The following is a 13418-nucleotide window of genomic DNA, read 5'->3' on the forward strand; positions in this document are numbered from 1 at the left end:
ATGGAAGGTAAACAAGATCGTAAGTTTAACAAAGCTAAGTTTTGATTTTACTTCATTATTATCGCCATTATTCTTGCTATTGTTATTGCGTTTATTGTGAACAGATATGGAAGTAGCTTGAAAGTGATTTCGGTAACTGATTTCAACACACAATTTGGAAAAGCAATAGCATCAAGCTCAGACACAACTTATTTTCAAGATGTTAAGTTAGATTCGTACATTGGAACAGTAACTTATACATTTGTAGAAAACAATGTTGTAGTTGGAACTTTTCAAGCTAATGTTGGTCGAGAATTTGCTGGACTTTTAGGTTCATCTGAAGCAATCGGAAATTGAAATCTTAATGGGGTTTTGGTAAAAAGTTTGGCAAATTGAAACGAAAGCACCGCTTATTCACAAGTGTTAAATTATGCAATTAGCGGAGCTCAAGAAGCAGTTGCAAAATTCCAATACACACCTTTACCTGTTGCAAGCACTTCATTTTTTGATAGATACATTGCTCCATCAATTCCATTGATTGTGATGATTATTCTTTACATCGCACTTTCAATGTGATTATTGCGAAGAAATTCAAACTTGATGGGTGCTGTTGGTGAAGATAGAAACCCTGCTAAAAAAATCAAAAGCGATAAAACCTTTAAAGATATCGCCGGAAACAAAGAAGCAATTGAAGAAATTCAAGAAATTGTTGATTATTTAAAAAACCCTAAAAAATACCAAGTTGCCGGCGCAAGAATGCCGCACGGAATTTTACTTGGTGGTCCTCCAGGGACTGGTAAAACCTTACTTGCCAAAGCGACAGCTGGTGAAGCAAATGTGCCTTTTTACTTTATTTCAGCATCAAACTTTGTGGAAATGTTTGTTGGTTTAGGCGCTAAAAGAGTTAGAACTGTAGTTGAAGAAGCTCGTAAAAATGCACCAGCAATTATTTTTATTGATGAACTTGATGCTATCGGACGTACACGTGGTGCAGGTTTAGGGGGAGGCCACGATGAACGTGAACAAACCTTAAACCAACTTTTAGTTGAAATGGATGGTATGAAAGAAAACAATGGAATTTTATTCTTTGCTGCCACAAACCGTGCTGATGTTCTAGATCCTGCATTAACTCGTCCAGGCAGATTTGATAGAACTATTACCGTTGGTTTACCTGATGTTAAAGAACGTCAAGAAATTTTAGAATTGCACGCACAAGGCAAGAGACTTGCACCTAACATTGATTTAGGTAAAGTTGCTAAACGTACTCCAGGTTTTTCTGGTGCTCAACTTGAAAACGTAATTAACGAAGCTTCACTTCTTGCAGTTAGAGCATCACACGATTTAATTACTATCGAAGATATTGACGAAGGAATCGACCGTGTGATGAGTGGTCCTGCAAAGAAAAATAGAGTTATTTCTAAAGAAGAACTTACTATGGTTGCTTACCACGAAGCTGGTCACGCTGTAGTTGGACTAAAAGTTCCTGGCGGTAACAAAGTGCAAAAAATCACCATCATCCCTCGTGGACAAGCTGGTGGCCACAACTTGATGACACCTGAAGAAGAAAAATACAACGCTTCACGTAAAGAATTAATTGCGATGATCACCAGTTTCATGGGTGGGCGTGCTGCTGAAACAATTATTTATGGCGAAGAAAATATTTCAACTGGCGCAAGCGATGACATTGCAAAAGCAACCAAAATCGCTCGTAAAATGGTAACAGAATGAGGTATGTCAGCACTTGGACCAATTCAATTTGAAAAAGATGAAGGTTCTCCTTTCCTAGGTCGTGATTATCTTAAATCTGCTGCTTTTTCAAGTCAAATTGGTCACGAAATTGACGTTGAAGTGCGTAAAATTATGTTAGAAGCACTTGAAAATGCGCAAAAAGTAATCAATGAAAATCGTGAGCTTTTAGAATTAATCAAAACTGCACTACTAGAAAAAGAAACCATTGTTGCAGAAGAAATCGAATACATTGCCAAAAATTTAAGTTTACCTCCTAAAAAAGAAATTACACCTGTAGACAACAAAAAATTCACTTTAGATGAATTATTGAATAACTCTACAACACAGCAAGATTCGAAAAATGTTGATGAAAAAGAAGAGTCAACAGAAAATAAAAATACTGCTAATTCACAAGAAAATAACTAAAGAGTTGGTTGATTAAGACTAATGAGCCAGTTCTGTTAAAGAAAAAATCCAAAAACACCTATTTCATAGATATAAACAGCACAAACACCAAATTTTGATGTTTGTGCTTTTTGTTCTATAATTAACTCTAAACGGAAAAGAGTAAGTATGTGAAGATTATTTAAAGAAGTATTTAAATCATTAACCAAAAACAAAGTAGTGGTAATTGGACTTTCGATTTTGCTTTTTTTCACTACCGCTATTTTTACTCTTTTAACAAGCGTGCGGCGTTCAATGGTTAATAGTTTTACCGAGTATAAAAATAAATCGGTTTTACAAGATGTGACTGTTGACTTAAACTTATCTTCTTCAGGTGAAGCGTATAATCAAGGTTACTTTATAAATGGCGAGTCATATGATGATTTAAAAGAAGTGGATGGTAAAAAAGTTTACGAACCAATCAGATACATAGTGAATTATGATAAGACTTTCCAAGGTGAAGCGTATCAGGAATGAAAAAAAACTTTAAGTGTACCTGCGCCTACAATTGATCAAGATGTTGAGGAATATAAAGACAAAAAAAATGTAAACATTTTATATGTTGACAATATTAAAGGTGATTATCTTCCACTTAATAAAATAAAAAGCGCTGATGTTGAAGCTTTTCTTGATGAATTTAGCAGTTCAAAACGTGTTGCTAAAGAGAATTTTTACATTAAAAAAAGTGATTTAAGAGATTTTTATCGTTACTCACAAAACGCTGACAGCAGCGTTAAATTTAATTTACAAAACATAAATGATCCGTATTTTGAAGTCTCAAATGAATGACGTTTGAAAGTTTTTGTACTTAATTCGTTACAAAACAATGACATAAAACCACTCACAATCACACACACTCTCAAAGCGGACGATGTGCTACATTTTAATTCACCGCTAGAATTAAAAAAACTTGCGATTTTTAATGAATATAACCAAACAATCAATGCGACTCAAGTCGGCGCGTTGTTTGTTAACGTTGAAACAAAAGAAATAACCAAAGATTTTACTGATGGGATAGAATGAATCAACCAAGGTATTGGTAAAAAAATAGACCCACAAACAATAATGACTTTACTTGGTTTTACTAACCCAAATCAAAACAATCCTTTTTACTATGAATATGACAGATCATTAGCAAATAAACGAGCTGATTTATTAAACGATTCAACAAACAACGATATTTCTCAAGCTGTATTTAAAAATAATATTACTGCAGGCGTTTTATTCCCTGATGTTGCTTCAGTTACAACTTTACAAGAAGCAAGTTTTTCATTTAAACCAGGAACCAAATATAACCTTAGTCAAGAATATGTGTGACAGCACAATAGCTCGACAGAATTTTGACGTTGAAATTATTACACCTCATACACAAGTAAAAACGATGCGCGTAAAAAATGATCTGGTACATACAAAACTTTTATTGAAAGTTTAGGTGATCCATCTATTGCGAATCGAAACCCACTTTGAGATCAATTAGAAACTTTTTCACATTGAAAAAAACTCAAATCTGAAAGTTGAATTCCATTCCGTTTAAAGGGCGACACTTATGAATTAGCTAATGATGCCAACAGTATTATTACTAAAAATACTGAAGTAAACATTGCCTCAAATAACGATTTTATGGAAAGTAGTTTTCTTAAGTTATATACTAACGACACAAGAACCTTACCAATTGATGTTGCGAACCGTAATGCCTATAAAATAGAAGTGGACGATGCAAAAACAATTTTAGAAATAGAGAAATATAACAATCCATTTTTAAGTTCAGAATACACCAAAAACACCCTTAATGCCAAGGATGCTTTTTATAATTTAATTCTTGATTCTAAGATTAACGTTAGAAGATTAAACATTATTAAAGAAGGTGCATTAAAAATTACTAAAAATTCGATTTTGGATGCAACAAAAGAATTGGTTGGAGTTGAAAATATCGGACTTAAAGAAACCACTACAGTTGATGGTGTAAACGCAGAAGGTAATAAAAATGTTTATCACTTCATCAATACTGGGCAAACAGGTGAAGGAGAAAATAAATTTGTTGTTGATGGAATTCCAACAAATGTTGGGAAACTTTTTAATGAACAAACAACACCAACAGTAATAAATGAATTTCATGAAACTGATAGAACTTTCTTCTCTGATTATCAAATACCACCAGCAATAATTTGACCACTCATTGCAGAATTAGTTGGAAACCACTATTTAGACAAAGAATATATTATGCCGGTAGTTTCATATCAAGATGTTTGAGATGAAAACCCAGTCACACACCAAACGACAATTCATAATAAAGTAAAAGTAGTTGCTTTAAACAAATATGTTGATCCAACAACTAATACTGATGGTTCGAAAACGCCAGATTACCGCAAAACCAATCTTTACATTTATACAGATGGTTTTTTCTTTAAGTTTGCTAAATTTGAAGAAAAAGCTGTTGTATATGATTCTGTCACTGGGAATAAGGTACAAAAAGAAAATATTTATGTAACTAGATATTTCACTAACGAAAAACCAATTAAAGTGAATGGTTATGATGGTAACTTTATGCGGGGTTGATTGATTGCGAATAATTACACTATTGCAACAGATGGACACGATGAGCAAGGTGTAGAAATTTTAAAAAACGGAATTAAAACCGACGGTGATGGGTGAGGAATTAAAGTTGGCGACACAGTTGACATTCACAGATTCTACTGAAACATTGACGCAGAGCTTAACAACGCTGTATTAAAAGAACAAGATACCAAACCATTATTAGAAGCTTTTGAAAAAGTTATTTTAAATCTAGATTTTGTCAAAAACGGTTTTCTTTCAAGTGACTTAGTCTACCAACTAACACCTTTATTTACACAAGCTTTAAATAAAGTTAATTTTGCTAGTGCGTTTTTAAGAGGACGCGTTGATAGTTGGATGTTGCCGAAAATATTTATTTATTTGATCAACAATTTAGCAACCAATCCATCGGGTAATCTCATTAAATTAATTTTAGATAATGCGATTAAAAAAGTGAAAGAATTAACTTCACTTAATACCGGCATCGAAGTTTCGAGACTGGAAAATTTAGATGAAGCAGAAATTCAAAAAGTAAAAGAGTATTTTAAATCACAGGTTATCAATCTACTCAAAACATTACAATTAATTTCAACAAATAACATTTCTCCAGATACTGATTATTCTTATTTAGATCGTTTCTTCGCTATTTTTAATAACCCGTTTAAATTCTTACAAGTATTATCAAACTTGGTAAATGTGTTTGACATCAATAAACTCGAAGAGAACTGAATCACTTGATTCGATAAATTTGATGATAAAAAGATCGCTTACAATGGTGAAATGTGAACACAAAAATTAACTTTATCAACAATTTTGGCAAACATTTTAACTGCAATTGATGGCAACATTTTAAAAAATGTTTTCTATGATGCGATCGATCAAGTAAATCTCGACAAAATTTTAGCTCCAAATGAAACAGGTTTAATTTACAACTTTCTTCAAAACCAACCGGTTATTCAACAAATTTATAAAATTTTAGTAAGCAAACTAGATCCTGGTCCAAATAACGACTATGAACCGGTAGTGAGAATAATAAAAAGTCTCATTCGGAACTTTGATTTTGATTATTTCAAAGGTAATTTAGAAAAATATATTCAAACTAAATATGTGAAATGAGAATATCGTAACAAAACACAAACAAGTATCTACAGTAGCTTTGAGAATTATGCTTTTCGAACTCTTGAAACAAAAGATTTGATTAAATTAATTTTTGAATCGCTTTTTAATGCTTCAGGAACCAACAAAGCTTTTAAAGAAAACATTATTTCTCTATTCAATCTTTCGGGAAAAATGAAGGTTTTTGATGGTGAAATTCAAAGCGATGGTTCAACCGCTGGTCCAACCACCTGAATTTGAGACGAAGACAAGAACAAAATTTCTGTGGCCGACTTGCTTTCAGCTATAAGCATAAAAGAAACACCTGCAGAATCAACAACAACATCTCCAAACACACCTGCCTCAGTATCTACGCCTCTGAATTTAACTTTAGAACAAACAATTCTAGAGTTAAAACAAAAAATTGCCGAGGCAACAGGTGATGAAATTAACTTAGACAATTTACAAGACAAATACCGCTCATTTATAGGCTCATACGTCGAATCAGCAAAAATTATATTTAACAAAAAAGCACTTGAAACTGCGCTAGATAATTTGTTAAAATTTATTGCACAAACCAAAAGAACAAGCGGTTTGGTGACAAACCCAGCTCTAAAAACTGGAGCAGACTGAATTGTTGATATGCAATCAACAACTGGTACAGGAGCTTGATCTTTGGTTAAAACCACGTTAAGCAAATTGCTTAAATTGGATAGCATTTATAACGAAAACTTTGCTAAAAATGTATTTTCAATTTACACACCTTATCTAACCATTTACACACAACCAGATACAAACCAAGCAGAAGCTAACCAATTTGTGCGCGACTTTTTAGAGTTTGCAGTAAGCGCACCAGTCTTAGCGAAAACTCAAGAAGCCAACAAAAATATCAATATTGCTTTTAGTGATCAAACAGATTATTACATTAGTCGCTTTTTATCAACACCAGCTACACAAACCATTTTTGACCAAAATCAAGATGGTACATTCTTATTTGCGCCCGCTGAAGAATTAGCACTTGCCAATCCTAAATATCGTCAATTTATCCACGATTACAAATTGATGTTAATTTTGCAACTTGGTTACATCGGCCAAGCAGCAAAATATTCAAAACCAACCGATAGTGATAATCCTAAAGATTCAGGATACTTCAAAACTATTAATGGTTTTTATAACAATTATCTTTCGACTCCTGAATTTTACGCAGTTAAAGATGCAGTGTTTAAAATCAACACTCAACTTAGTCCTGCTTATAACTTAGAATTTATTGGTATTTCTGGTGTTTTATTTAACCCAGTGTTGTTAACTTACTTTCCAGAAATTGCGATTTCATACTTAATTCAACAATACAACACACCATTAAGCGCAGCACGAGTAGCAGAAATTAAAGAAAATGGTAACTTGAAAGGTTTGATTAACAATTTCTTAACAGATTTTGAAATCATTGTTAAAAAAGATACCTTACAAAATAATGCTTTTGAACAATTTTTAACTAATTTGTTACCAGAAAATGTTGAACGTGACGCAATTGGTTTAGGACACTGGAAAACTGAGTTATCAATTAACATTGACTCGCAAGCGATTTTAAGAAACAAAACTTTGGCCGAAAAAGTTATCGAAAACAATATCTTCTTCTTTGGTATAAACATTCCAAGTTTATTGTACGAACCAGTGGCTGCAATTTTTAAACCACTTGAAACAACTTTAGTTTCGTTGCCAAACCCACGTGGTTACTTTGCCAAAGTTAACTATGCTTACTTAATTGCTAATAACAAAAAAATCTATGCTGGTGAAATTCCAAATGATTCACTAAACATTGATAATTTTGTGAAAAACCTTGATGACGATTTTAAAATTGACATTAACGGTTTGCAATTTATCATTGTTGGTCAGGAAACTTCGGTTGATTATATGTACCCTGTGCTTGACGAAAACAACTTGCAGGTGGATACGCACAACCAAGCTTTAATTTACGTCAACCAATATGGTTTTAACCGTGTGAAAAAAGCATACAGCGGTAATTTAATCAAACAAGTGTTACTTGTAAAAAACCCGCACAACATTGTTATTCCGGAAGTTAACGGTACAAAACCTCTCACAAACGAACAATTGCGGAATCAATTACGTGAAATTGTGCGCGAAAAAACCAATAATAACAGTAGCTTTGAACGCGTGTTCTTAGCGAGTGAAATTGACCCAATTAACCCGGAATGTGCACTTAGAATTAATACAATTCAAAAAGTAATTAACGGAATTTCAGTAATTACAACACTGTTGGTTGCTTTACTAAGTGTTTTAGTTACTTTCTCAGTTGTCTTTATTATTAAAAGATATATTGCTTCGAAAAACAAAGTACTTGGAATTTTGGAAGCTCAAGGTTACACACCAAGTCAAATTGCTTGTTCACTTTTTGTCTTTGCGATTGTCACAAGTATTATTGGCGGGCTGATGGGTTACATTGTTGGTAATAGGTTCCAGCTGATTGTGATGGACTTCTTCTCAGCCTACTGAACCCTACCAAAGTCATCACTCGATTTTAACTACTTTGGTTTGTTCAATAATATGTTGGTACCGTTTATACTTGTATCAGTGATCATTTACATTGTCACGTTGTGAACCTTGCGTGTCAAACCGCTTGATTTGATTACGGCTAACAACACAATGCCAAACTCGAAACGATTCTGAAAATTCTACTGAGGAATTCGTAAAAGTGGTATTCGTTCGCGTTTCTCACTGATTCTTGCTTACACTGGCTTAACCAAGTTGATTCCGTTTATGATCAGTATCATTTTGGTGGCCACAGCAGCCTTGTTTGGTTTGTCGAACCGAACTGTCTTCAAGAACACAATTGAAAACACATACAAGAACCGTGATTATAAATTTAAGTTAGATTTAGTCACACCAACTGTTGAAGGGGGAATTTATCGTTCCTTCAATGGTAGCAATGTAGCTAATGAACTCTACACACCAATTGGTTTTAACTACGAAAGTCAAAGCGAAATTCGAGATTACTTGAAACCTGGTCATTCTTCAATTATTAACTCAGATAAACCTGTGAAACAAAAGAACAGTGACACCCCACCGTATAGCTCGCCGCCTTACAACGGGGAACCAACTACCGGGGAACCTCACTTACTAACCCAGTTTTCACTTGACATTGTTGTCGACGCTGCTGTAACAGTCAACCCATGACAAGTTTCATATAGTTTGATGGCGGATACGCAAAAAACTAGAATTGATTCAATTAGAAATAGAATTGGTTGACAACTTGAAAAAACCCAAAACGGATTGGTAGCCGATGGCAAAACGTGAGAATTCATCAAAGATTCAAACACGCAAGCTTGATATTTTGTGAATAAAGATAATCACAATGAATATCGTGATTACTATAAATACTATGTACAACCAGGCGAAAAAAGCGGAAGCTTCAAATTGGCAAAATGAAACCCTAATGAGCAAACTTATGAATTAGAAGTCATTACCACAACCGCAAGAGATGCTTATCGCGCCTTCTTAGTGCGTGGTTATGAAAAAATTCAAGAACAAATTAATGCCGAAAAGAAAGATCCAAGTTTAATTAAGGTGGGTCCAAATAATGAAGAAGCGACTAAACCACAACCTTACCGGGACTTTTTAGCTGATTATCAAGAATTCTTTGGTCCAACAATTAATGATTACTTTATTAGTTTTGGTGGTGTGTATTATGATGAAAACGATGATGAAAAATACTCATACATCGAAACTAACCGTGGCAAAATTTTTGGATATAAACAAGATAGTCGTTTCATTAAAGCTGAAGCGCTTGATGGCACCAACTTGCTAACAAAAATTTACAACTTCGATACGCAAAATAACACCATCTTCCCATTAGTAATTAACGAAGTGGTGGCTGCCAAAAACAAATGAGGCGTGGGTACAGAAGTAACTTTAACAGTTAAAAACCACGTACGCAGATACATTAACAAGTTTCTTGCTAATGGCGAAGAACCAATTTATCAATATAAATTTAAAGTTATCGGAATTAACCAAACATTCATCAATGAAGAAATGTTGACCTCGCAACACGTGGCTAACTTGTTGACTGGAATGACAGAGTTAGCACGTGAAGAAAAAATTGACTACGAACCATTTAACGGTATTCTTTCAAAAGCAACTATTCCACAACAAATTTTGGGTTCAGCTTCACTTTACTCACAAAGTGGTTACTGACCAATTATGACCGAAAACTTTGGGCCAGACAAAGATGAAGCTGTCTTTGAACAATTCTTCCATTATCAAAATGGTTTGTTAATTAGCAACTTAATGGCTGGTGGTTTAACTCGTCAAGAAGCAATCGCTAAATGAGCAGCGTTCCTTACACAAAGTCCACCAAGTGATTTAAGCAATGAATCTGTGCTTGAAAAAATTTATAGCGATAATAAGAAAAATAATGCTAATACCAAAGTACATGAATTCATTAAACTTTATGATAGTTACTTTTATGGTTTGGTTGCTAAAACCATTGATTCAAAAGATATTGAGTTAGGTTTTATCAACTCAATTGGTGGCACTGTAAGTAATGTTTCAACCGGAATTATTGTTGTGATGATCTTTATTTCGTTAACCATTCTTGTGATTATTTCGACATTGATAATTAACGAAAACCAACGTAACATAGCTATATTCAGCATTTTGGGTTATAGTGAAAAAGAAAAATTAATTATGTTCTTCTCGATTTTCATACCATTCTTAATTGGTTCGTTATTGCTATCGATTCCAATTGTTATGGGTGTTATGTTCTTATTTAATTTCTTTATGCTCAAGAGTTCAATTGTGCTGGTGTTTTCAATGAGTCCGGTGTTAGTGTTGCTAGTGTTCCTTGTTTCCTTCTTAGTGTTTGCGTTTACTTCTTTAATTACTTGGTATTCAATAGGAAAAATCAAAGCTGTTGAATTGCTGAAAGGATAGGTTATGTCTGATAGAAAAAAAGCTACTAATAAAAAGCATGACAACACTGTTGTCGATAAAGATTTAGTCGAAAACGTTTTACCAATGGAGCTAGCAGATAGTTCTAAAGGTGAAATCAAACCTGTAGAAACAGCACAACCAGACAAAAGCAATTCAAAAGCAGAACCAGAAAATAAAAGTAAGTCTGCAAAAAGCAAATATAAAAAAAAAAAAAAAAAAAAGAAGCAGCTAAGAAGTTACGTGAACAAAGTTTGCAAAACACTAAAAAACTTGAAATTCCAACTGAACTTAAAAAAGAAAAAGTTAATTCAAGAAATGTTTGTCAATTTCTAGATAAGATTCCTGGCAAAAAGAAAAATGTGGTTGTGCCAAAAAAAGTGGCCAAAGCACTTTGAATTTCTGGAAACTTCAAACGTAAAAAAGACAAAAATGCACTCTTATCCAATCAAGAAGACAATATTATTGATGTTCAGAACGTAACTAAATACTATACAAACGGTCTAATTGTTAATAAAATTCTTGACAATCTATCGGTTTCAATTAAAAAAGGTGAAATCCTCTTAATTTTTGGAGTTTCTGGTGGTGGTAAATCAACCTTACTTAACTTAATTTCGGGTTTGGACCGTGCGAATTCTGGCGATGTGGTTGTGTGCAACAAAAATCTAACTTATTTGTCAAACGCAAAATTAACTCGTTTCCGTAGAGATCATGTAAGTTTTATTTTCCAAAGTTATAACTTACTAGGGAATTTAACCGCTTATGACAACGCTGAAACTGGTGCGTATTTGCAAAAAGATAAAAGCAAAAGACCAGATATTAGCCAATTATTTAGAGATTTTGAGTTAGAAGAAGAAATGCACAAATTCCCTTCACAAATGTCAGGGGGACAACAACAACGTGTTTCAATTATTCGTGCGTTGGCAAAGAATGCAGAAATTGTTTTTGCCGATGAACCTACTGGAGCGCTTGACACGGCAACATCAAGAATTGTGCTTAACACTCTTTATGAATTGAACAAAAAGAACAATACTACGGTAATTATGGTTAGTCACGACCCCAAAATTAAACCAATGGCAACGCGTGTAATCACGATTGCTGAAGGTAAAATAAAAGATATTTGAGTTAATGACAAACCATTGCATCCACAAGAGTTTTATAAATAATTGAAAAACCAGCAATTATCATTGCTGGTTTTTTGTTTAAATTTGCAATTGTAAAAAGGATAAAACTAAAAAAGCCACTTCACTGTGGCTTTTTTTGAATTATTTAACTAGAGCATTTAAGGCAATAAGGTACATATCTGTGAATTCACGTTCACGTGTAAGTTGACTGCTGAATTCATTTAAAACCAAGTTATCACTTACTTGGCAAATAGTAGCAGCACTTTTTCCAAAGTGTCTTGCTACAGCAAAGAGCGCATAACTTTCACAGTCAATCACTTGTGATTCGGTTACTTGAATGGTTTCATCCAAAGGACGCATTGCGTAAAAACAATCGGTTGAGTGAATTGAAGCTGTTTTGTAAGGAATTTGTAATTCGGTTGCACTCTTTTCGAGTTTTTCAACTATTTCTGCATCAGGGTAATATACGTGAGTACTTTCGGCGTTAATTAATTCACCTAAACCCCTGTTGTCAGCGTACGCACGGTTCATAATTACCACATCGCCAACTTCATATTCTGGTAAATAACCGCCAGCAGTGCCAGTTCTAACAATGACATCAACACCATATTCTGAGAACAATTCGTGCGCATATGCAGCAATTGACATCATGCCCATACCTGACCCACCGAAAGTCACTGGAGTGCCGTTATATGTACCAGTGTAGAAAAGTTCGTTACGTACAGTGTTAACAAGTTTAACGTTATCAAGATAACGATATGCCATATATTTTGCACGTAATGGGCAACCTGAAAGAAAAACTATTTTTGCGATTTCGCCTTTTTTTGCTCCGATATGTGTTGACATCTTAACTCCTATGCTTCTTGTTGAATTAAAATAAGAAGACATTATTTATTTTTAATATCTTTTTCAAATATTTTAAAATAATTATAAACTAAATCGTATTGTTTAATTGTATTTACAAAATTGGGATTAAGGTCTTCGTAAAAGCGATAATTGTTAAAGTTTTCGCCTTGAATTAAAAACCCTTCATACCTTGTGTTGAGGATAATTTTGACAAAATCATTCATATCCATTGGCTTTGTTCTGAAAAATTTAATTTTTTGACTAAGAGTTTTACTGTGCGAGTATGCTAACTCCATCCGCTTACGGTTTTTTCTTAACATTAAGTCGTGATATTGCTGTGGTGTAGTAGGGAAAATTAAGTCCAAGTAAATTTTCTGGTTTTCATACTTAAACAAATGCACCAAACTTGTGCTCTCAGCAGTTTTGTCTTGTGCCATAAATTGATTTTGGTGGTTTGAAGCCAAAAAGAAATAATCAGCTCAGTACAGTGAATAGCGAATTTTCTCCAAAGGTAAATTTGGATTTTTTTGTAATTGCAAAAACGAATCAGGGCTAAGTGTTAAAAAACATTCATTTTTTTGACAAATTTGGTGCAATTCTTGGTGTGCAAAAAGAAGTAATTTTTTATTACTAAACATTGTTTTTCAATTATATAAATAAATTTAAAGGACGCACAAAATGTTTAGATATATAAATTAAACTTTG

The 13418-nt window shown here is 33.6% G+C and carries 6 protein-coding genes; 4 read left to right on the plus strand and 2 right to left on the minus strand.

Translation table 4 applies throughout. The features are described 5' to 3' along the window. The 4 genes from ftsH (at position 1) to EXC55_RS01750 (ending at position 11909) form a co-directional block, all read left to right on the plus strand. Complete coding sequence (gene ftsH / locus EXC55_RS01735) at positions 1-2133, plus strand: ATP-dependent zinc metalloprotease FtsH (RefSeq protein WP_129622973.1); 2133 nt, start codon at positions 1-3, stop codon at positions 2131-2133. A gap of 147 nt (positions 2134-2280) precedes the next feature. Beyond that, entirely contained in the window at positions 2281-10746 is an 8466-nt protein-coding gene (locus EXC55_RS01740; protein WP_129622974.1) for an ABC transporter permease, read from the plus strand. Positions 10747-10749: 3 nt separating this feature from the next. Further along, entirely contained in the window at positions 10750-11079 is a 330-nt protein-coding gene (locus tag EXC55_RS01745; protein ID WP_129622975.1) for a hypothetical protein, read from the plus strand. A gap of 32 nt (positions 11080-11111) precedes the next feature. Continuing rightward, a complete protein-coding gene (locus tag EXC55_RS01750; RefSeq protein WP_318024533.1) occupies positions 11112-11909 on the plus strand; it encodes an ABC transporter ATP-binding protein in 798 nt (265 codons plus the stop codon). A 99-nt stretch (positions 11910-12008) separates the two neighbouring features. On the opposite strand, the gene EXC55_RS01755 is transcribed toward EXC55_RS01750, so the two are convergent. Further along, positions 12009-12713 (minus strand): phosphorylase family protein, encoded by a 705-nt coding sequence (locus EXC55_RS01755; protein ID WP_129622977.1) that lies wholly within the window; start codon positions 12711-12713, stop codon positions 12009-12011. Between the two features lie 41 nt (positions 12714-12754). Next, the gene (locus EXC55_RS01760) at positions 12755-13351 is read right to left on the minus strand and encodes a hypothetical protein (protein ID WP_129622978.1); all 597 of its coding nucleotides are present in this window, start codon (positions 13349-13351) and stop codon (positions 12755-12757) included. Positions 13352-13418 lie beyond the last annotated feature (67 nt).

It is taken from the genome of Mycoplasmopsis columbinasalis, from assembly GCF_900660705.1.
Taxonomy (GTDB): Bacteria; Bacillota_I; Bacilli_A; order Mycoplasmatales; family Metamycoplasmataceae; genus Mycoplasmopsis; species Mycoplasmopsis columbinasalis.